This window comes from Staphylococcus sp. HMSC65H10, from assembly GCF_001839185.1.
Lineage (GTDB): Bacteria > Bacillota > Bacilli > Staphylococcales > Staphylococcaceae > Staphylococcus > Staphylococcus simulans.
The window spans coordinates 103,010-125,112 of the sequence record NZ_KV840306.1 but is presented as its reverse complement, the minus strand read 5'-3'; the positions used below and the strand labels follow the sequence as shown (position 1 = coordinate 125,112).

General features: G+C 36.0%; 19 protein-coding genes. All 19 read right to left on the bottom strand.

Translation table 11 applies throughout. The annotated features are described in order from the left end of the window. Window positions 1–69: 69 nt before the first annotated feature. The 19 genes from rny to HMPREF3270_RS00825 all read right to left on the bottom strand — a co-directional run bounded on the left by rny (window position 70) and on the right by HMPREF3270_RS00825 (window position 22,100). Window positions 70–1,629: a ribonuclease Y gene (rny, locus tag HMPREF3270_RS00915; RefSeq protein ID WP_002480732.1), complete on the bottom strand. Its 1,560-nt coding sequence runs from the start codon at window positions 1,627–1,629 to the stop codon at window positions 70–72. Window positions 1,630–1,828: 199 nt separating this feature from the next. Continuing rightward, a complete protein-coding gene (gene recA / locus HMPREF3270_RS00910) occupies window positions 1,829–2,893 on the bottom strand; it encodes a recombinase RecA (RefSeq protein ID WP_002480731.1) in 1,065 nt (354 codons plus the stop codon). A 168-nt stretch (window positions 2,894–3,061) separates the two neighbouring features. After that, entirely contained in the window at window positions 3,062–4,207 is a 1,146-nt protein-coding gene (locus HMPREF3270_RS00905) for a CinA family nicotinamide mononucleotide deamidase-related protein (RefSeq protein ID WP_070867146.1), read from the bottom strand. Window positions 4,208–4,341: 134 nt separating this feature from the next. Further along, the gene (gene pgsA / locus HMPREF3270_RS00900) at window positions 4,342–4,923 is read right to left on the bottom strand and encodes a CDP-diacylglycerol--glycerol-3-phosphate 3-phosphatidyltransferase (protein ID WP_002480729.1); all 582 of its coding nucleotides are present in this window, start codon (window positions 4,921–4,923) and stop codon (window positions 4,342–4,344) included. Window positions 4,924–4,948: 25 nt separating this feature from the next. Beyond that, entirely contained in the window at window positions 4,949–5,347 is a 399-nt protein-coding gene (locus tag HMPREF3270_RS00895) for a helix-turn-helix domain-containing protein (protein ID WP_002480728.1), read from the bottom strand. Between the two features lie 21 nt (window positions 5,348–5,368). Continuing rightward, window positions 5,369–6,208 carry a DUF3388 domain-containing protein gene (locus tag HMPREF3270_RS00890; RefSeq protein WP_070847582.1) on the bottom strand — a complete coding sequence of 280 codons (840 nt, stop codon included), beginning with the start codon at window positions 6,206–6,208 and terminating at the stop codon, window positions 5,369–5,371. A 132-nt stretch (window positions 6,209–6,340) separates the two neighbouring features. Then, entirely contained in the window at window positions 6,341–7,045 is a 705-nt protein-coding gene (gene ymfI / locus HMPREF3270_RS00885; protein WP_023015676.1) for an elongation factor P 5-aminopentanone reductase, read from the bottom strand. Continuing rightward, window positions 7,046–8,332, bottom strand: a complete 1,287-nt coding sequence (yfmH, locus tag HMPREF3270_RS00880; RefSeq protein WP_070847585.1) for an EF-P 5-aminopentanol modification-associated protein YfmH — start codon at window positions 8,330–8,332, stop codon at window positions 7,046–7,048. Continuing rightward, window positions 8,333–9,559, bottom strand: a complete 1,227-nt coding sequence (gene yfmF / locus HMPREF3270_RS00875) for an EF-P 5-aminopentanol modification-associated protein YfmF (RefSeq protein ID WP_176746703.1) — start codon at window positions 9,557–9,559, stop codon at window positions 8,333–8,335. 58 nt (window positions 9,560–9,617) lie between these two features. Beyond that, window positions 9,618–10,340 (bottom strand): GntR family transcriptional regulator, encoded by a 723-nt coding sequence (locus tag HMPREF3270_RS00870; RefSeq protein WP_070847592.1) that lies wholly within the window; start codon window positions 10,338–10,340, stop codon window positions 9,618–9,620. A gap of 2 nt (window positions 10,341–10,342) precedes the next feature. Then, window positions 10,343–12,715 (bottom strand): FtsK/SpoIIIE family DNA translocase, encoded by a 2,373-nt coding sequence (locus HMPREF3270_RS00865; RefSeq protein ID WP_070867145.1) that lies wholly within the window; start codon window positions 12,713–12,715, stop codon window positions 10,343–10,345. 232 nt (window positions 12,716–12,947) lie between these two features. Next, a complete protein-coding gene (rnjB, locus tag HMPREF3270_RS00860; RefSeq protein ID WP_002480721.1) occupies window positions 12,948–14,621 on the bottom strand; it encodes a ribonuclease J2 in 1,674 nt (557 codons plus the stop codon). Between the two features lie 189 nt (window positions 14,622–14,810). Further along, the gene (gene pnp / locus HMPREF3270_RS00855) at window positions 14,811–16,916 is read right to left on the bottom strand and encodes a polyribonucleotide nucleotidyltransferase (RefSeq protein WP_002480720.1); all 2,106 of its coding nucleotides are present in this window, start codon (window positions 16,914–16,916) and stop codon (window positions 14,811–14,813) included. A gap of 164 nt (window positions 16,917–17,080) precedes the next feature. Continuing rightward, window positions 17,081–17,350 (bottom strand): 30S ribosomal protein S15, encoded by a 270-nt coding sequence (gene rpsO / locus HMPREF3270_RS00850; RefSeq protein ID WP_002480719.1) that lies wholly within the window; start codon window positions 17,348–17,350, stop codon window positions 17,081–17,083. A 124-nt stretch (window positions 17,351–17,474) separates the two neighbouring features. Then, window positions 17,475–18,449: a bifunctional riboflavin kinase/FAD synthetase gene (locus tag HMPREF3270_RS00845; protein WP_070847598.1), complete on the bottom strand. Its 975-nt coding sequence runs from the start codon at window positions 18,447–18,449 to the stop codon at window positions 17,475–17,477. A 14-nt stretch (window positions 18,450–18,463) separates the two neighbouring features. Next, on the bottom strand, window positions 18,464–19,375 hold the full coding sequence (gene truB, locus HMPREF3270_RS00840; RefSeq protein WP_070847601.1) for a tRNA pseudouridine(55) synthase TruB: 912 nt from the start codon (window positions 19,373–19,375) through the stop codon (window positions 18,464–18,466). A 121-nt stretch (window positions 19,376–19,496) separates the two neighbouring features. Next, on the bottom strand, window positions 19,497–20,009 hold the full coding sequence (locus HMPREF3270_RS00835; protein WP_241964951.1) for a PepSY domain-containing protein: 513 nt from the start codon (window positions 20,007–20,009) through the stop codon (window positions 19,497–19,499). A 34-nt stretch (window positions 20,010–20,043) separates the two neighbouring features. Beyond that, on the bottom strand, window positions 20,044–21,420 hold the full coding sequence (locus HMPREF3270_RS00830) for a sensor histidine kinase (protein ID WP_070847604.1): 1,377 nt from the start codon (window positions 21,418–21,420) through the stop codon (window positions 20,044–20,046). Between the two features lie 2 nt (window positions 21,421–21,422). Continuing rightward, window positions 21,423–22,100 carry a response regulator transcription factor gene (locus tag HMPREF3270_RS00825; protein ID WP_070847607.1) on the bottom strand — a complete coding sequence of 226 codons (678 nt, stop codon included), beginning with the start codon at window positions 22,098–22,100 and terminating at the stop codon, window positions 21,423–21,425. Window positions 22,101–22,103: the final 3 nt, after the last annotated feature.

Here is a 22,103-nt window from a genome sequence, read left to right as displayed (position 1 = left end):
TTTTAGCTCACCAGTCCTATTTGACAGAGAGCCGCTATCTCTAGCCCAAGGTTCTGTTGGTTTCAAAAATTATTTTGCATATTCAATTGCTCTCGTCTCACGAACAACTGTCACTTTGATATGTCCTGGATACTGTAGTTCATCTTCTATTTGTTTTTTAATATCTCTTGCTAGGCGATGTGCTTTCAAGTCATCGATGTCATCTGGTGATACAATCACACGGATTTCACGACCTGCTTGAATCGCAAATGCTTTTTCTACGCCTTCATAACCTTCAGATAGTGCTTCTAAGCGTTCCAATCTGCGGATATAATTTTCAAGTGTCTCTTTACGAGCACCTGGACGCGCTGCTGATAAAGCATCTGCTGCAGCAACTAGGATAGAGATAATAGATGTTGGTTCAACATCCCCGTGGTGGGAATGAATCGCATTAATAACTGTTTCATTTTCATGATATTTCTTCGCAAGTTCTACACCAATTTCGACATGGCTGCCTTCTACTTCATGATCAATCGCTTTACCAACGTCATGTAACAAACCAGCACGTTTTGCCAATGTCACGTCTTCACCAAGTTCAGCTGCAAGCATTCCTGATAAATGTGCAACTTCGATTGAGTGTTTTAAGACATTTTGGCCATAACTTGTTCTGAATTTAAGTCGACCGAGTATTTTAACTAGGTCTGGATGCATGTTATGAACGTTAATTTCAAATGTAGCTTGTTCACCAGCATCTCGGATAATATCATCTACTTCTTTACGTGCTTTTTCTACCATGTCTTCGATACGACCCGGATGAATCCGACCGTCTGAAACAAGGTTGACTAAAGCTGTGCGTGCAATTTCTCGTCGAATAGGATCGAAGCCTGATAATATAACCGCTTCTGGTGTATCATCTATAATTAAATCGATACCCGTCAATGTTTCTAAAGTACGAATGTTTCGACCTTCACGGCCAATAATACGACCTTTCATTTCATCATTCGGTAAGTTGACTACCGATACTGTTGACTCTGAAGTATGTTCAGCAGCTAAGCGTTGAACCGTTGTTGCCAACAATTCTTTTGCGGTTTTATCAACTTTTTCTTTCGCTTCATTTTCCTTTTCTTTAACAAGTACTGCAATATCTTGTGACAGTTCTTCTTCAACACGTTGAAACTGTTCTTTGATAGCTTCATCACGTGTGAGACCGGAGATGCGTTCTAATTCTTGTTCGTGCTTCATTATTATGGATTGAACACTACTCTCTTTTGCATCTACTTGTTGTTGTTTTTCTTCAATTTTCGATTCTTTTTGCTCTAAAATCTCATCTTTTTTGTCTAATAGATCAGACTTACGCTCTAAGTTATCTTCTTTTTGAAGAAGGCGGGTCTCTTGTTTTTGAAGATTTCCACGTATTTCTCGAAGTTCATTTTCTGTTTGTTCTTTTAAACGTTGATTTTCTTCTTTCGCCTCAAGTAATCTCTCTTTCTTGAGATTCTCTGCTTCTTTGTTCGCCTGATTGATAATATCATCTGCAGTTTGTTTTGCTTGCACTTGTTTATCGTGCAAAACTTTTTGGGCAACTATATACCCTACAACAACTCCTAGAATACAACCCAGCAAAATGAGTAGGAGGGTTAATAAATTCACACAAACACCTCCTTTTTCTAGGATTTTGTTTATTTGTATATCAATTTCAATATGATTATATGAAGTTATATAAGAATCATACATACCAATTGTACTTTTTTAACATGAGAAGTGTCAAGGTTAATAGTTTACATAACCTTCATAATTACACCGCAAAAAGAAAAACCTGGAAGCTATTTCCAGGTTTATAAAATAGATACTATTCTTCTTCAAATAAAGATGCATTTTCACTATTTTTTTCTGCTTCTTTTTCTTCTTTCTCTTCAACATCTCCATCAAAAATACCAAGTTTTTGACGTAATTTTTGATCGATGTCTGCTTTAACATCAGGATGTTCTTTCAAGTAATTCTTAACGTTTTCTTTACCTTGACCCATTCGGTCGCCGTTGTAAGAATACCAAGCACCTGATTTATCAACGATATCATGTTCAACACCTAAGTCGATTAATTCGCCTTCTTTAGAAATACCTTGTCCGTACATAATATCAACTTCTGCTACTCTGAATGGTGGCGCAACTTTGTTTTTAACTACTTTAATTTTAGTACGGTTACCTACAATTTCTTGGCCTTGTTTTAATTGTTCTGCACGACGTACTTCTAAACGTACTGAGCTGTAGAACTTCAATGCACGTCCACCTGGCGTTGTTTCAGGGTTACCGAACATTACGCCGACTTTTTCACGGATTTGGTTGATGAAAATCGCTGTACAGTTTGATTTAGAAATAGCACCTGAAAGTTTACGTAAAGCTTGTGACATTAAACGAGCTTGTAAACCAACGTGTGTATCTCCCATTTCACCTTCAATTTCAGCTTTAGGTGTTAATGCTGCAACTGAGTCGACAACAATAATGTCTACTGCACCACTACGCACAAATGCTTCTGCAATTTCTAAACCTTGTTCCCCATGGTCAGGTTGTGAAAGGTATAAGTTATTGATATCTACACCTAATGCTTCTGCATATACAGGATCTAACGCGTGCTCAGCATCAATAAATGCTGCAATGCCGCCTTGTTTTTGTACTTCAGCAATCGCATGCAATGCAACTGTTGTTTTACCAGAACTTTCTGGTCCGTAAATTTCTACAATTCTTCCTTTAGGGTATCCGCCTACTCCTAAGGCATTATCTAATGTAACAGAACCGCTTGATACACTTGAAACTCGGCGCGCTTTGTTATCGCCTAACTTCATAACCGCACCCTTACCAAACGATTTCTCCATATTCTTAATTACAGTATCTAGCGCTTTTTGACGTTCATTATTCAATGTCTGGCCTCCTATTCGAGATATCTTCTCAAATTTATCTTAATTCATACTATACAGGTTTCTATCCTAAATTACAAGAAATAAACGAATATTTGTTCGGTTATTCCTTGTTTTAAGTGATAACCAACCGAACACTAGTACTTATAAACGTAATTTTTTGTCTATTTCTTACTTAGAAAACATATTTATCAAACGGATATAGACATAGTTTGGCGTTCTATGTTTAATTAAATTCCTTTTTTGCGTCATAGTAAACGCTTCTATTTTGAAGTCATCTTCTGTGCGTACACCTAAATACACTTCATCCTCTTCATGCAATAAGGCTACACCGATATCAGTTTGATAAAGTTTACGTACTTGTTCTGCACCTGATTTTAATCGTGTTTTAATATCTAAGTCTTGTTCTACAAAGATAACATCATCAACCAACATACCTCTTAACTTATCAACTTTATCATCTTCTTTAAGTTTAGAGTAAACTTCTCCTGATGTAACACCATCATAAATCGCAAAAGTACCCGGCACTTTTTCAAGTGTTGCTTGTTCGATTGTTGTTTCATCAGAACCAAAATAATAATCTCCAATACGATTAAGAATTTCTGTTCTAATTGGTTTGATTAAAGACTTACATGTAGCTTCATCTGGTCCACTTGCTGTAACACGAATTTTAACTTCATGAGAACCAGCTAAAGGAGCAATTGTTGGATTAGATTGATTGTCGATTAAGTCTAACAATTCTGTTTCAACACGTGATTCTCCGATACCTGCAAACTTCAATTGTTCAGAAAAGATTGTACCGTTTTCTTGCATTAATAATGGAAATAATTCTTCTTCTGCCATCGGATTCATTTCTTTTGGTGGCCCAGGCATTAACGCAATACGTTTACCATCTTGTTCTACTAACATGCCAGGTGCCATACCTACTTTATTTGGCAGAACCGTTGACCCTTCAATCACTAATGCTTGTTGTTTATTATTTTCGCTCATTTCTTGTTTTTGTTCTTTAAAGTAGCTTTCAATATATTCTAATGCTGTTTCATCTGTAACCAGTTCACGCCCTAAGACTTTTGCTACTGTATGTTTCGTTAAATCATCTTTTGTCGGACCAAGTCCGCCTGTCATTACGATCGTATCGTTAACTTCTAGAGATTGACGCAATAAGCGTTCTAATCTAGCTTCATTATCTCCAATTACCGCTTGTTCCACGACATTTAAGCCAACACCGTTAAATAATTGAGAAAGGAACTTCGCGTTTGTATTGAGTATTTGTCCTAATAGGAGTTCTGATCCTACTGCTACAATAGAAATTTTCATAAAATTTCCTCCATTACCTTTGAGAATCTTAATTCATACTATACAAATATAAGAGTGGCATAAACATAGTGATTTGTGAACTCATATGCATTCAGTTCACCGCTATGTATATGCCACCCTTAAGATGATATAGATTATGATTGTTTTTTAAATACATCTCTACCTTTGTAGAAATATTCAATACCTGAAAGAACTGTAAAGAATACACCGATGTATAACAATACTTGTCCGATTGGGAAACCAATCCATACGACAAGTGGTTCACCAAGTAAAATCCAAACTAATGCAACCATTGTAACTGCTGTTTTAATTTTACCTAATTGACCTGCAGCGCTGACAAAACCTTGTTCAATTTGAAGTAAGCGTAAGCCTGTTACCGCAAATTCACGTGCAATGATAATAATCGCTACAACTGAATTCGTTAAATCAAGTTGAACTAAAACGATTAAAGCACTTGCAACTAACAATTTATCTGCTAGCGGGTCTAAGAATTTCCCCATGTTTGTCACTAAATTCCATTTACGTGCTAAGTAGCCATCCGCAAAGTCACTGAGTGAAGCGATGATAAAAATCAAACCGCTGATAAAGAACTCAATACGAATCGAATGACTTCCGATAAATGTCATATTGCCAAAGCCGAAGTCGACTAACGCAAAAAGAATAAATACCGGTATTAAAATTACCCTGAAGATGGTTATCTGATTGGGTAGATTCATAAACATTTCCTCTTTTCTTGCTATTTTATAATAAGAATACTGCTGCCACCCATAAGACCAAAGTTACCACAATAAAAATACTGAGCCAAACAACCAGTTGCTTAGAATCTTTACTTTGTGTTTTATAATCTGGCGGATTTGAACCACTGAATTGTTCAATAGTTTCATCATAGTGGCTATCTGCAGAATTCGGCAGCTCCTCTTGATGATGAGCAATCAGGATAGAAGCATCTGTATTCACTGCTTTGGCATATTTCTCAATAATACCTTCCGCATAATTCGGATTAGAAAGCGCATTAAAATCATTCGCTTCGATAAGAGTCAAAGTTTCTCTTTTCACTTTAGTCTTTGACTCTAATTCATTTAACGTCATGCCTAAGCGTTCTCTTTTCCCTTTTAATGTCTGTCCAATTGTATTGCTCATGTTTTGACACTCCTTGAAACATTATTCAAAAAATCCGAATCCTCCGCCAAAGTCATCAAAGGAATTACCGAAATCTAAGTTATTCTTACTTTTAACCGTTTGTTGTTTCATATGTTCATATTTGATTTCTTGATTTTCAGTTTCTCTTAACTCAATAATATAATCAAAGTCTTCTAACTGATAATCACAAGAATCTACAAATAAATCCGGATGTTCTACCACTTTGATTGCTGGTAAAGCCATCACTTCATCGACTAATTGACGATGCTTAGGATCATTTTCTCTGGCAGTCACTGCCCCATCGATAATATAAACATGTTCTGGTCCGTATTCTCCTTTTAATAGAGAATTACGTATGGTTTGTTTAATCAATGTAGAACTGATAAACAGCCAACGCTTATGCGCACAGACACTGCCTGCTACAATTGATTCTGTTTTACCGACACGTGGCATGCCACGAATACCGATTAGTTTATGGCCTTCTTCTTTAAAGATTTCTGCTAAAAAGTCTACCAGCAGACCTAAATCCTCACGTTCGAATCTGAACGTTTTCTTATCATCTGCATCTTGTTTGATATAGCGGCCATGTCTAACTGCTAAACGATCACGTAATTGCGGTTTACGCATTTTAGTAATCGAAATTTCATCAATTTGACTTACAATATCTTCAAAGCGTCGCATTTTGTCTAAACTGTCTGCACGAATTAATAGACCTCGACGATTTTGATCGACGCCATTAATTGTCACAATACTGATCCCCATCATCCCTAATAGACTTGCGACATCTCCTAAAAGTCCAGCTCGGTTAAAGGTAATTTCATATTCTAAATACCATTCAATTTTTCTTTCTGGTGCTATCATGTTTTAACACGCCCCTTAGTTCAACAACATATAGAATTCATCAGAATGAAGTGATACATACTCATTTTCAATAGAATTGAAAGATATCTACATTATACATTATCTCTAAGTATATGAATATGGAATTCATGTTTAAATATACCAACCGCCATTGACTTTCTGTATTGTACCTGTGACACTTTGTGCACGTTTATCATAAAGATAAGCACATGTGTACGCAACTTCATCTGGTGTAACCATACGTTGTTGTGGCAGTTCATCAATAATCGCTGCTAATTCAGAAGGTTCAAACTCATCTGCCATATTACCACTGACCATGCCAGGTGTCACAGCATTGACTGTAATATTTGTCATCGCAAGTTCTTGGCTTAAAGCTTTCACAAAACCGATTTGTGCCGCTTTCATCGCAGAATAAACAGTTTCCATGCTCGCACCTGTTTCTCCCCATATTGAAGAGATAATTAAAATACGGCCATGAGCACTTGCTCTTAATTGTTCTAAGAAGAAGCGTGTAATAAGCATCATATTTTTAACATTCAACTGATAACATGCATCAATGTCTGTTGCTGTCATATCTTGAAACATGCCATATAAACTGCGACCAGCTGCATAAACTAAAACATCCAAATTATGAATAAATGAAAATACAGATTCCATGTTTATATCTTGCGTCAAATCCGCTTGTACAAACGATACATTCTGGCTCTCATATTTAGCTTTTAGCTGATCTGGTGACGATTGATTATAATGAACAATGACCTCATAACCATCTGACAATAATTGTTCTACAATAGCGGAACCAATAGAGCCAGAACCTCCAATGACTAATGCTTTCATTTACTTCTTAATCTCCAGTCTGCTGTCAGCAATTTGATCAAAGTTTAAACTTTTCTCTGCCGCTTCATTAATACTCTCTAACGTAATACTGTCTACAATGTCCAACATATTGAATAAGCTGACACCTTCGAAATAAAGTTTTGTATATTGATTCGCAATATATTCTGGTGAGTTCAAACTTGAAATAAACTCTCCAATAAATTGTTTCTTCAACAATTCAAAGGCTTCTTCATCTTCTAAATTGCCGACTTTAGCTTTCAACTCATCCAACAATAACGACTTCAACTTATCTGGGTCTGGTGTTGAACTTGTAATTAAAGAGAAGCTGTAAGAAGGTTCTAACACAAATTGATAACCAAATGTATCATCAATTAAGCCTTCATTTAATAAGTTTTGATAGAAGTCTGTTTCTTCACCTAATACCATTTCGAAGAAGAATGTCATTTCAATATCACGTTTCATAAAGACTTCTTTTGATGCTTGTTGCAGTACGTTTTTAAAGCCAAGCATCAATCTTGGAATTTGAATATTCATTTCCTCAACCACTTTGGTTTGTTGAACTGCTTCAGGCTCTTCTAAGCTATCGCGTACAATTTCAGGCTGTGCTGTCAATTCTCGTTTTGCTTCATGATCACGAACTAAATCATGAATACGTTCAGGATCGACATTACCTACAACAAACATCACCATATTAGATGGATGATAAAATGTTTCGTAGCAAATATATAAATCATCTTTTGTAATTTCATAAATACTTTCAACACTGCCAGCAATATCTACTTTAACAGGGTGTTGTTTATACATTGCACGTAATGTATTGAACATTAGCTTATAACCTGGTTGTTCTTGATACATTTTTATTTCTTCAGCAATAATCCCTTTTTCTTTTTCAACTGTTGCTTCAGTGAAATAAGGCGTCTCTACCATGTTCATCAAACGTAAAATGTTCGACTCTACATTTGAGGTTGCGCTGAATAAATAACTTGTGCGATCGAAACTTGTAAAGGCATTGACTTGTGCATTATCTTCCGCAAAGTCAGTAAATAAGTCGCCTTCTTCTTTTTCAAATAATTTATGTTCTAAGAAATGCGCAACACCATCCGGTACTGTCACAAATTCATCACTGCCTAAAGGTTTAAATTTGCTGTCTAATGAACCGAACTGTGTCGTATATGTAACAAATGTTTTTTGGAATCCTGGCTTTGGAATGATAAAAACTTTTAAGCCATTATCCATTTGCGCTTCATATACTGTTTCATCGATTAACTCATAATAACGTTTTTTCATTTATGCTTCGTCCTCCTTCGTCAACACATAAATCGTATCTAGGATGGCACTTTGTGTGAGACGAATAACATCTTCTTTCGTCACATCATGAATTTTTTGTCCATAATTACCATTTGTTAAATCTTTCGGTAATAAGATTTGATTATGTGCAATTTCTACCATACTTTTCGGACGGTCTTGTGATTCGTTACGTTGTGAAATTAAAATTTTCTTCGCAAGTTCTAATTTCTCTTCATTGAATTCACCACGTTGGAATTTTTCAAATTCCGCTAAAATCGTATCTTTCGCAACTTCATATTTTTCAGCAGAAACACCGCTTAACACAAACATGTAGCCATTCTTACCATCAATTTGTGAATGTACAGAATATGCTAAACTTTGTTTTTCACGCACTTCATTGAACAAGACAGATGATGGATCACCACCGAACATTGTGTTGAAGACCACAAAGGTATAGTAATCTGGTTGTCCATAATATGTGTTGAAGCGATAACCGATGTTCAACTTCGCTTGGTCAATTTCGTCATATTCTACAATAGTTTGCGGCAGTTCATCTTTAGAACGTTGTGCTTGAATGACTGAAGACACTTGTTGAAGTGGTTTAATATCAAACAGTTGTTTGATTTTGTCTGTGACTTCTTCTGAATCGACATTACCTACGACATAAACAGCACAATCATCGTTCTCTAACATGGATTGGTATGTATGATATAACAATTCTGGTGTGATTTGAGGTATATGTTCGATTAAACCTGATGCTAGATAACTATATGGTTGATCGCCAAACATGTTTTTCATTAATTTTAAGAAAGCTAGTTGTGCTTTATTATCATTGATTGCTTCTAGTTTCTTTTTCAATAATGTCTTTTCTTGTGTCACAAATGTTTCATTGAAACGTTCGTTTTCAACTAACGGATGATAAAGAATTTGTTGAAGTAATGCTAAACCTTCATCAAACAAAGGGTCTTTATGTTTTAAGTAACGTTCGTTCACAATTTCTAATGTAATTGTGATGACATGTTTATCCTTGAACTTTGTCACGAAACTATTGACATAAGCCCCATATAACTCTGAAAGTTTTCTGTTAAACGCTTTATCTGTCGGCCATTCTTTTGTGGCTCTGACAAGTAATTTACTTAACAAGGCACGCGCAGTCATCGTTTCTTCATCCAGCGGTGCCATAAATTTGAATGTGATAATTGTTGTTTTAAATTTATCCGTCGGCATCACCTTAATGCGCGGCTCTGTATGATTGTGTTGTTGACTCACACTGTCACACCCTTTCTTAATTTTCTTCAATTTTACGTATTGTTTTAAATTTGACTACTTCACTCTTGAAGTAATTATAAGAGTAAAGAATCGGTCTGTTTTGATGGTCATAATGGATTTGTCTTAATAGCATCAATGCTTCATTTGGTGCTGACTCTAAAGCTTCTGATACTTTAGGTTCATAGCTGACCGATTCAATCTCTGTTTCTGAATATGCGATACTGATATCAGCAAAAGCTTTGATTGCAGTTAAAATGGATTCATCATGCGCTTGAAATGCAGCACAAGTTAGGTAACTCGTTGCCACTTTATCTAAACAATAAACAACAGGACTACCATCAGCGGTTCTGATTCTTTCAATCAACGTGACAAATTCGCCTTCTTTTAAATCCAGCGCTTTACGATCATACATTGTTGCTGGTTGTTGATCTAAATTCATAAAGATTGTGCCCGCTTTATAACCTTCATTTTCAATCATTTTGCTGATGCTTAACAACTTATCAAGTGGATAGAAGAAAGGTTGAGAAGTTTTAACACTCGCTGTTGCTTCAAAGTTTTGTGTTAAAACTTGTTCCGTAATAAGTTCATCCACTGCATCATATACATCATCAGTTTTTGCGTTAACTTCTCTTGCGATTGATAAAGTACTTGGAGCCGGATCACCCGGTTGCAAGTTACCTTCTTCAATTTCATTTAATATCCATTCTTTAATTCTGTATATCGAATTCGTATTTGTCATCATTACACCTCACCATTATCTAATTCCACTAATACTTGTCGTGGTTTACTGCCTCGTTGTGGTCCAATCACTTGGTTGATTTCTAAATCATCCATTAAACGTGATGCACGGTTGTAACCGATTCTGAATTGACGTTGTAAAAGGGATGTACTCGCTTTTTGCTGTTCGACAATAAATTGATAAGCTTCATCATATAGCGGATCTTCACTTTTCTTTTCTCCGCCCTCTGGTGTTGTACCAGGTTCCATTTCTTTAACATAATTCGCTTTTTGTTGATCAATTACAAAATTCACTACATTTTGAACTTCTTGATCACTTAAGAATGCACCTTGGATACGCGTTTGAATAGAACCGCCATTACCAAAGTACAACATATCCCCTTTACCTAATAGCTTCTCAGCTCCGCCTCGGTCGATAATCGTACGAGAGTCTGTTTGAGAGCTGACCGCAAAGGCAATACGTGATGGAATATTGTTCTTGATTAATCCCGTAATAACATCCACAGATGGACGTTGTGTCGCAATAATTAAGTGAATGCCTGCAGCACGAGCCATTTGTGTAATACGTTGAATCGCATTCTCAACATCTTTACCTGCAACCATCATCAAGTCAGCTAATTCATCTACAATTACGACAATATAAGGTAATAGAGATTGTTTTTCATCTAATTCCTCATTTTGACGCTTCATATAGTCATTATAGCTTTCAATATTTCTCGTACCCGTATGTTGGAATAAATCATAACGACGTTCCATTTCCGCCACAATTTTCTCTAACGCTTGCGATGCTTTATGAGGATTTGTGACCACTGGAATTAATAAATGCGGAATACCGTTATATACATTCAATTCTACCATTTTTGGGTCAATTAGCATGAGTTTTACTTCATGGGGTTTCGCATTCAGTAAAATACTCGTAATGATACCATTGATACATACAGATTTACCACTTCCGGTAGAACCTGCCACAAGCAAGTGCGGCATTTTATTTAATTCTACGCTGATAGGTTCGCCTGATATATCTCTACCCAAACCTACCTCTAATTTATTCTTAGAAGGGAATTTTTCATCTAAGACTTCTTTTAATGAAACTAATGCGATTTTATCATTCGGTACTTCGATACCTACTGCTGAACGACCAGGAATCGGCGCTTCAATACGCACATCTTTGGCAGCCAAAGCTAACGCAATATCATTATGCAAGTTGACGATTTTGCTGACTTTAACCCCTTGTGCCGGTTGTACTTCATATTGAGTCACTGCTGGACCGATTTTGATTTGGGTTACTTTCGCATTAACATTAAAGTTCTTCAATGTGTTTTCAAGTAAGCGCCCTTTCTTTTGAACTTCAGCACGTGAAGTTGTTTTTTGTTTCACCGGTTCATTCAAAATAGAAAGCGGCGGTAATTGATAGTCTGAATTTTCAACTTCACCCGCTTCAGAAATACTGCCCATATCTTCAGATGATTCTGTTGATTCATTTGTTTGTGTTTGTTCTACCAACTGACGTTTTTCACGTTTTCTTTTAGGTGCAGGTTCTGCTTGAGGTTTAGATTCTGCTGGTTTTGGTGTCTCTTCTTTTTGATCATCACCGAAAATCGGAATCGCAGCTTCTTGCTTCTCTGCTTCTGACATGGGAACTTCTGTAAAGTCGCTGACATCCTTCACTTCTTCTTGTTGTGCACGCTCTGCTGCTTTTTCTTCTTTACGGCGTTGTTTTTCTTCTGCACGCTCAGCTTGACGTGCTTTACGTTCTTTTCTATGTACTGCTGCTTTTTCACTGCCTGATTTTAATTTCTCTAAGAAAATTTTAGCCACATCACGATGACGTTGTTTAGATAATAAAATAAAACTAGAAATAAAAAGTAATATTGTTAAGATGACAACGCCGACAATAGATACAAGCGGTATAGAGAAATGAACTAAATAATAACCAAGCACCCCGCCGCCGAAATTCGGAAAATGAGTTTTATCATATTGACGATACACATAAGAAATAACAGGTTCACGGTCGCCCGCAGCACCTTTCGTAAAGACTAAATACAATTGTGTCGCAAATAACAACGCAACTTGTAACACAATTGAACCTGTTAATCTTCTAGTTTTCGGCAACTTGCCGTTATAAGCTAAAAAGCCTGATGCTAATATAACGAGAATGTAGGTTAAGTATCTACTATAGCCAAACAAGTAATTGAAAAGGGTATCAATTACTCTTCCGATTATTCCTAATTGGAAGGCACCTAGAACAACAAGCACTACCGTAATAATCGCAGCAATATAGCGTAACGGTGCTTCATTTTGTTTTTTCTTTGTGGTTTTTCTTCTTGCTGTCGTTTTACGTTTCGTATTTGTTGTTCTTTTCTTTCTTTGTGCCAAAACATACACCTTCTTTTCCATAAAATATGTCTTAGTGAATATGTATTATGCGTACAGACAAACTAAGGTGCCTATACGCACACATGCTAAACTTACTATCCTTCTATTTTAACATTTAACGTATAGACCACATAGTTACACATGATTAAAATATGAGCTATACGATGAAATGCTATGGTACGCATGTTTGCACACCATAGCATTCTTGTATGTTAATCTTGCATACTTTTAATTAAACTTCAGAAATAATTGGGATAATCATTGGACGGCGTTTTGTGTTTTCAAACAACAACTTGCTGATTTTATCACGCATATTTTGCTTGATTTCAGACCATTCAATACGACGTTCTTGAAGACCTTGTTCCACTATCTCGCGTACTTTTTCTTCCGCTTCTTTCAACAATTCTTCACTTTCTCTGACATACACGAAACCACGTGATTGAATTTCAGGTCCTGCCGCAATTTGTCTGTTTTTCGGATCTAAAGTCACAACCGCAATGAAAATACCATCTTCTGCTAATAAATGGCGGTCACGTAAAACGATATTACCGACGTCACCTACACCGATACCATCAATCAGTACGTTACCTGATTCTACTTTTTCATTTAAAATCATATCTTCGCCATCGAAGTTTAAGACATCGCCTTTTTCAGCTAAGAAAATCTTTTCAGGTGCTACACCTGCTTCAGCCGCTAATTTCGCATGGGCAATCTGCATTTTGAACTCGCCTTGGACAGGGATAAAGTATTCTGGCTTCATGATGTTAATCATCATTTTGAGTTCTTCCATGCAACCATGACTTGATGCGTGGATTTTCTTATTATTTGGGATGATATCTGCTCCGGCACGTGCTAATTCATTTAACGTGTCACCGATAATTACTTCCATGTTAGCTGACGCTGTCATGGCTAAGAAGACTGAATCACCTTTTTCGATATTCATAATTTTATGCTTTTGACGCGCCATTTGGTTCAATGCTTCTACAGGTTCTCCTTGCATACCTGTCGCAATAATTACCACTTCATTTTTCGGATAATTTTTAACTTCATTAATTGGAATTAATAAGTCTTTTGGAATATCAAAGTATCCCATTTTACGTGCAATATTGAATGATGTTTCTAGTGAACGTCCTAAGAATGAGACTTTACGATTCAATTTGCAGGCAATATTTAACACTTGTTGAATTCTGATAAAGTTTGATGCATAGCAAGACACAATCAATCTGCCATTCACTTTTGTAAATGCATCTAACATATGAGATTCAATCACATTTTCAGGTGTGTTGTAACCTGGTTTCTCCGCTTCAGTCGAATCACTGATTAACGCAAAGACACCTTCGTCTCCGATTTCAGTCATTTTCTTAAGATCTGGCGCATAGTTGCCTTGTAAACTTTGGTCAAATTTAAATTCACCAGTATACACAATTGCACCATATGACGTATGAATCGTTACACCTAAACTATCTGGAATACTATGTGATGTATTAAAGAATGAAACATTGACATTTTTAAAGCGCATTACAGATTCATTGTTGACTGTATAATATCTGACTTTCTTATCAATTTTACGTTCTTTCATATATTCTTTAACAAGTGCTAATGTCAATTTAGAACCATATACTGGTGCGTCAACTTTTTCTAAAACATAGCTGACTGCACCAATCGCATGCTCATGTCCATGCGATAAGAATATACCTTTTAATTTATCTTTATTTTCAATGACATATTGAATATCAGGAATTACAATGTCGACACCCAGCATTTCGTCTTCTGGGAACATTAGACCTGCATCCAACATAAACATTTCATCGTCAACTTCAACGATATACATATTCTTCGCAATTTCACCCACGCCGCCAAGCGGGATGATGCGAATATCATTATTCTTTTTCTTTACTAAATTCAATTTTTCTCCTCCTATTTATAATCCCCGACCATATAAGTATTCACTCTATATTATAAGTTAAAATCTTTTTAATGTACACTAATGAATCCATAGGCCAGCACGATGTTAAAACGTACATATGTATAAAAGAATGCTTGTGAAGCAACATCAAGTTGTACAAGCATTCTTCTTATTCAATCTCATATTCTATTAGTTTTCTTTATTTAATAATACACGGTGAGATGCATTCACACGGCCTTTACTGTCAATTTCAGTTACTTTAACTTCAATTGAGTCGCCAAGTTTCAATACATCTTCAACTTTATTGATACGCTCATTCGCAATTTGTGAGATGTGTAATAACGCATCAGTGCCTGGGAATAATTCTACGAACGCACCGTATTTTTCAATACGTTTAACTTTCGCATTATATGTTTGACCCACTTCTGCTTCACGTGTAATTTCTTCAATAATTTCACGCGCACGATTGATCATCGCTTGATCTACTGCACCGATAAAGATAGTACCATCTTGTTCGATATCCAGTTTAACACCTGTTTCATCAATGATTTCATTGATTTTCTTACCGCCAGGTCCAATAACATCTCTGATTTTGTCTGGTTTGATTGTCATTGTTTCAACTTTAGGTGCATACGCACTTAATTCTGGTCTTGGTTGATCGATTGTTTGAAGCATGTGTTCTAGAATTGTTAAACGGCCGACACGTGCTTGTTCTAAAGCTTCTTCAATGATTTCTCTAGTTAAACCATCGATTTTGATATCCATTTGGATTGCTGTGATACCATCTTTAGTACCGGCAACTTTGAAGTCCATGTCGCCTAAAGCATCTTCCATACCTTGAATATCTGTAAGAATTGTATAGTTATCATCGCGTGTTACAAGACCCATCGCAATACCAGCAACTGGTGCTTTGATTGGTACACCTGCATCCATTAAAGCAAGTGTAGAACCGCAAATAGATGCTTGTGATGATGAACCGTTTGATTCAAGCACTTCGCTGACAATACGTACTGTATATGGGAAATCTTGGGTGTCAGGAATGATATATTTCAAAGCACGTTCGCCTAATGCACCGTGTCCGATTTCACGACGACCTGGTGCACGAACTGGACCTGTTTCACCTACTGAGAAGTTCGGGAAGTTATAGTGATGCATAAAGCGTTTTTCAACTTCAGGTCCTAAACCGTCAATTAATTGATATTCGCTTAATGCGCCTAATGTCAATACAGATAACGCTTGTGTTTGACCACGAGTGAATAAACCTGAACCATGCGCACGCGGTAATAGACCTACTTCAGATTCTAATGGTCGAATTTCATCTGGTTTACGTCCATCTGGTCGTACTTTTTCATCCGCGATTTGACGACGGACTTCTTCTTTTACTAAATCATTTAAGATTGCATTTACTTCAGCAAGTAACGCTTCGTTTTCCGGATCTTCTTCATCTTCGAAAATCTCAATAATTTCGTCACGAACTGCGTCGATATTTTCTTCGCGTTCTTTTTTATCGAATGTTTGAATTGCTTCTTTCAAACCTTTTTCTTGTGTTAATGCAGTTACTTTTTCTTCGACTTCTGCATCACGTTCAACTGGAATAAATTCTGATTTCTCAGGTTTAAGGTAATCAATAATTTCCTCTTGGAACGCTACTAAACGCTTGATTTCTTCATGACCGAAGAAAATTGCATCTAACATTTCTTTTTCAGTAATCTCGCTTGCGCCTGCTTCAACCATGTTAACTGCGTCTTTATGGCCTGCAACTTCTAAATCTAAACGAGATTGTTCTTTTTGTTCTACAGTCGGGTTGATCACATATTGACCATCAACATAACCGACATTTACCCCTGCAATCGGACCTTGGAATGGGATGTCTGATACACTTAATGCCATTGATGAACCGATCATTGCTGCCATTTCTGGTGAACAATCCGGATCAGCACTTAACACGATATTCATGATTTGAACATCATGGCGGTAACCTTTAGGGAATAATGGACGGATTGGTCTATCGATTAAACGCGCAGTTAAAGTTGCTTCGTCAGCCGGACGACCTTCACGTTTTTTAAAGCCCCCAGGAATTTTACCTGCTGCATACATTTTTTCTTCATAGTTAACTGTTAATGGGAAGAAATCTCCATCACGCGGTTCTTTTGATGCTGTCGCAGTAGATAATACAACTGTATCCCCATAACGTACGAGTACCGCACCGTTTGCTTGTTTTGCCATCTGCCCAGTTTCAATTGTTAACGGACGGTTTGCCCATTCGGTCTTAAACACTTTCTTGTCTTGAGACATTAGGAATCTCCTTTCTCTTACTACCTCTTTTACATTAATAATTCTATCATATCATTTACATGATTATTTTTATACGCACATTCGTATCTAAGCTATAAAAAAAGGAAAGCAACCAACGATGGTCCTTTCCTCTAACTGGTATCAGCGTTTTACTTAAGAAAAGATTAACGACGGATACCTAATGATTTGATTAATTCACGGTAACGTTGAATATCTTTTTTACGTAAGTAGTTTAATAAATGTCTACGACGACCTACCATTTTTAATAAACCACGACGTGAATGGTGGTCTTTTTTGTGTGTACGTAAGTGTTCGTTTAAAGCATTGATTTCTGCAGTTAATACTGCGATTTGTACTTCTGGTGAACCTGTGTCTGTTTCGTGTACACGGTATTGTTTGATTAATTCGTCTTTACGTTCTTGTGAAATTGCCATTGTCAATTTCCTCCTTTAATAATTTAGTCTCCCCAGTCTGAGTCAGGCGTCGGAGTATCGACCTGCCAAGAGTGAGGACTGTTTTTAATCTTGTTTTGATTACCACATGTGTAATCATTCCGACCTAAATATTATAAGATACTTCATCACCGAAATCAACCGATAATAAATATTTCGCTTGTTCTTTATCTTTATTCATTTGTTCTACAAGCGGATCAATACCATCAAACTTGATTTCCGGTCTTAAATAGTGGTGCCAAAAGACAATCACACGTTCACCATAAATATCTTCTTCAAAATCAAAGATATTCACTTCAATCACGACATGTGATTTCTTAGGATCATGGAATGTCGGTTTCACACCCACATTACATACACCTCTATAAATACGTTGTTCTGTACCGATAGCTAAGCTGACTGCGTACACACCTTTTTTAGGTAATACATAATCGTCGCTCGGTTCAATATTTGCTGTTGGGAACCCGATTGTTCTGCCACGTTTTTCACCTTGGACTACTGTTCCTTTGATGCGGTAACGATAGCCTAGTTCATCATTTGCTTTCTGCAAGTCGCCTTCTTTTAATGCTTTTCTAATTTCAGTTGTTGATATTTTCTCTGAGAACATTTCTTGTTTGCTCACAATCGTTGTATTAAAGTGTGTTTTTAATTCTTGGAGTACAGACATATTGCCTTTACCGTGTTTGCCGAATGTAAAATCAAAGCCTGCAACGACTTCTTTCACATGGTTTGCGATTAAATATTCGTTCACAAACTCATCAATCGAAACATCCGCAAATTTAGATGTGAAATTCACAATAATAACATAATCGATGTTATATGATTCTAAAATTTCGATTTTATCACTTAACGGCGTTAAATAATCCGTTCTTTTTTGTTTAGGATTCAATACAACCGATGGATGGGGATCAAACGTCATAATCGCTTTTTTCAAATTACGTTTTTTCGCAATCTCATTTAAAGTATGAAAGACTTGCGCATGTCCTTTATGCAAGCCATCAAAAAATCCCAATGCCATCGCAACGTCTTCTTGTATATATTGCTTAGGTTGAATTGGATGTGTAACTTCAATTACTTTCATTTTGCGATGCTCCTTTAGTTAAATACCTTTTTAGGTTTGATTTCATTCGGTTTCTCAGCGTGCGGAATATAAAGTGCTAAGGCTTTTTCTGTTTCTTTATCTTCCATCACTGTTACTTCATCAATCGCTTCAGAAAATTCATTTTTATAAAATTTCTGTCCATTTAAAATGCGTTTTTTGATGTTCGGGTCGTCAATTTGAATATGAGGCAACCCTTTCAAACCATATTCTATCGGAAATAGCTTTTCCTGTAATGCTTCTTGCTTATATAATTCATCAATTTGATCCAAAGTTAAACTTTCATCGATAGAAAAGCCGCCGCTTTCTACACGTGTTAATTGAGACATATGTGCCGGAAAACCTAATGTTCTGCCGATATCAGTTGCTAACGTTCTGATATATGTCCCTTTCCCACAACGTATAAATATATCAAATGAACATGTGTCATCTTTATACCGAATCTCAGAATTACGTTCAATTTCATAAATGCGCACTTTTCGTTTAGGGCGTTCAACTGTTTCATTATTACGTGCGTACTCATAAAGCTTACGTCCATTCACTTTAACAGAAGAATACATCGGCGGAATTTGTTCAATTTCACCTACAAATGATAAAATCGCTTCATCAATTTTATCAGCTGTTAAATCTTTACTGACTGCTTTCGTTTCTAGCACCTCTCCAGTTTGGTCTTCAGTAGTTGTACTCACACCGACCGTAACCGTTGCTTGATATGCTTTACCCATTTCCATGATATAGTCACTGACTTTAGTGGCACCACCGACACAAATCGGTAAAACGCCATTTACTTCTGGATCTAATGTGCCTGTATGGCCTACTTTTTTAGTATGTAAAATTTTACGCAATTTAAATACAACATCATGGCTTGTTAAACCACGTTCTTTAAATACAGGTAAAATACCCTCCATTAACTACACCTCTTCTCTCTGTCATACCTCTACTATTTTACAATAAATTCAAAATGAAATATAGGCAAAGAAAATAAGCAGCTGTTGAACGCATATAACACTTCAACAGCTGCTTATATTTTTAATCATCAAAATCATCATCGTCGTCATCATCTTTAATTTCGAACCATGACACAGACAGTACTTTTTTATTAAGGGCATTCACTTTAATTACTGCGCCTTCATCATCGTCTACGATTTGTTGAACCGTATAAAAAGGTGGATTGTGCTCTTTTTCTAAATCAATATAAACAAATTGACCTGGCACTTGATGTTGTGCGACTGCTTTTGCTGTTTCTTCTGAAATATAAGGTGTCTCTTTCTTCTTAGTTGCTTTTTCTTGCTGTGATTTAGACTTAGTCGGTTGTTTGACTTTTACTGTATGGACATTTTTAATTGCGCCGTCTTTTTTATCTACTTCTAAATCATACTTCAACCCTTCATCTAACAATTTTACCTTATAAGTTGTTTTAGCTTTGTTCAAAGAAATAGATTGAATTTTGCCGTCATAACGATCATCTACTAGTTGTTTAACTTCTTGTTGGGTGTAGTCGTGTTGCGTGGACTTGAAATAAATCACTGCACATAATATCACTATCAATATACAAATAATGACTATCAACAGTATTTTAATCATCTTTTTGAGCACCATTTGAAGTCACCTTTTCTATAATCAAAATAAACGTTGTGCCAACATCAAGCACACTTTGTACTTGAATTTCTATGTCATTACGTTTGGCTAATTCAAACGCGATATAGAGTCCTAAACCAGAACCCCCAGATTGTCTCGCTCTTGCTTTGTCCACACGATAAAATTTATTGAAGATTTGTTCTAAATCTTCTGGCGGAATACCAATGCCACGATCTGAAATATTCACGTTTATGTGCGTTGGATGTTCTGTCGCATGTATCATCACATCATCTTGACTGTACTTAATCGCATTATCTAAAAAAATTGTCATCAACTGTTTGAACTGATCTTCATTCACAAATGCACGTGCAGTATTATCACACTGAAATATAATCTCCCTATCATATGCATGTGCGAAACGTGAAGCCTTATGCTCTAATATTTCATTTAAATCAACAGATTGCCGTTCTGCCTGTTGATTACTGCGCTCTACTTTAGCTAAATCCAACATTTGCTCAGTTAAATATTTCAGCCGTTGTGCTTCATCGCTGATCGCATCTATACTTTCATTTAAAATATCTTCTCTAGTTTTTCCAAACCGCTTCAACATCTGACTATAAGAATTAATCACAGTAATCGGTGTTTTCAATTCATGAGAAGCATTGGATATAAATGCTTGCTGCTTTTCATCATGTTCCTTTAAATTTTCCATCATATCATTATATGTCTGAGTTAATGCTTGCAACTCTTTAGTATCCTTTTGATTAATATCCATAATGACATAATGATTCGTTTCAATCGTCTTTTTCATTTTCTCAATCAATTGATTTATCGGTTGTAAAATAATTTGAGTCAGTAATCGATTTAATAAAAAGACAATCAACAAAATAAACAATGTAGAAAGTGTTAATACCACTTTTAAAATATCGTATTTACTATATTTGAAATCGATATTCTCAAAAATTTGTAGATTACTGACTTCTCCATCTTTCCAAACGAGCGGAATACTGACTAAGACAAAATGATGCCCTTTTTTATAAATCGCCTTTTTATATTGTTTATTTTTATACGGTTCACTTAAATCTTTATATTTTGGATTAGATGTGACTTGAAATTTACTATCATCATCTTTACCTACAATCGCAATATAACCATCAGTTAAAATCAAACTTTGCAATACTTTTTCTTTGTCGTTATGATTTTCTTTGGCCTTTCGTAATTCCTCCATCGTACTGATTGCTTTATCTTCTAATTGTGCGGTTTCCGCATTTAACGAAGTGGTACGATAAATAAAATAGATCGTCAAATTAGTAATAATGACAACAATCGCAATCATCAAAGTGATATAAATTTGAAGTTGTGTTCCTAGTTTCATAACTAAGCTCTCATCATATAACCGATACCTCTGACACTTGATATAATTGAAGTATCAGCCGTATCTAATTTCTTTCTTAAGTATCTGACATAAACATCTACAACATTCGTATCACCTACGAAATCATAACTCCAGACATACTCAATGATCTGCGCACGATCTAAAGCAATATTTTGGTTAGTCATAAAGTAGTACAACAAATCGTACTCTTTTTGTGTGAGTTCGACTAGACTGCCATCGACAAAAACTTCTCTAGATTGTGGATTCAATTCGATGTGATCATGTGTTAAAACTTCAACAGCTTCTTTTTGATTTAATTGCTGCTGTTTTAAATGTACACGAATCCGTGCTAATAATTCTTCAATTTCAAATGGCTTAGTCATATAATCATTTGCACCAGAATCTAAACCGCTGACTTTATCCATGACTTCATCACGTGCAGTTAACATAATAATTTTAATATAGTCATCATCATTTCGAATACGTCTGAGCACTTCTAATCCATTTAAATCTGGTATCATCACATCAAGTAAAATCAAATCAATGTGACGTTCTTGATAAAGTTGTAATGCTGCTTTACCAGAATGCGCTATACAGACATCATAGCCTGCATAATCCAATTCTAGTTCAATGACGCGTGCTATTTTCTCGTCATCTTCCACAATTAAGATAGTTTCCACTTT

Excerpts from the sequence above, each read along its gene's own strand:
- HMPREF3270_RS00905 (WP_070867146.1), bottom strand. The coding sequence starts at position 4,207 with ATGAAAATTTCTATTGTAGCAGTAGGATCAGAACTCCTATTAGGACAA.
- pgsA (WP_002480729.1), bottom strand. The coding sequence starts at position 4,923 with ATGAATCTACCCAATCAGATAACCATCTTCAGGGTAATTTTAATACCG.
- HMPREF3270_RS00895 (WP_002480728.1), bottom strand. The coding sequence starts at position 5,347 with ATGAGCAATACAATTGGACAGACATTAAAAGGGAAAAGAGAACGCTTA.
- HMPREF3270_RS00890 (WP_070847582.1), bottom strand. The coding sequence starts at position 6,208 with ATGATAGCACCAGAAAGAAAAATTGAATGGTATTTAGAATATGAAATT.
- ymfI (WP_023015676.1), bottom strand. The coding sequence starts at position 7,045 with ATGAAAGCATTAGTCATTGGAGGTTCTGGCTCTATTGGTTCCGCTATT.
- yfmH (WP_070847585.1), bottom strand. The coding sequence starts at position 8,332 with ATGAAAAAACGTTATTATGAGTTAATCGATGAAACAGTATATGAAGCG.
- yfmF (WP_176746703.1), bottom strand. The coding sequence starts at position 9,559 with ATGCCGACGGATAAATTTAAAACAACAATTATCACATTCAAATTTATG.
- HMPREF3270_RS00870 (WP_070847592.1), bottom strand. The coding sequence starts at position 10,340 with ATGACAAATACGAATTCGATATACAGAATTAAAGAATGGATATTAAAT.
- pnp (WP_002480720.1), bottom strand. The coding sequence starts at position 16,916 with ATGTCTCAAGACAAGAAAGTGTTTAAGACCGAATGGGCAAACCGTCCG.
- rpsO (WP_002480719.1), bottom strand. The coding sequence starts at position 17,350 with ATGGCAATTTCACAAGAACGTAAAGACGAATTAATCAAACAATACCGT.
- HMPREF3270_RS00845 (WP_070847598.1), bottom strand. The coding sequence starts at position 18,449 with ATGAAAGTAATTGAAGTTACACATCCAATTCAACCTAAGCAATATATA.
- truB (WP_070847601.1), bottom strand. The coding sequence starts at position 19,375 with ATGGAGGGTATTTTACCTGTATTTAAAGAACGTGGTTTAACAAGCCAT.
- HMPREF3270_RS00830 (WP_070847604.1), bottom strand. The coding sequence starts at position 21,420 with ATGAAACTAGGAACACAACTTCAAATTTATATCACTTTGATGATTGCG.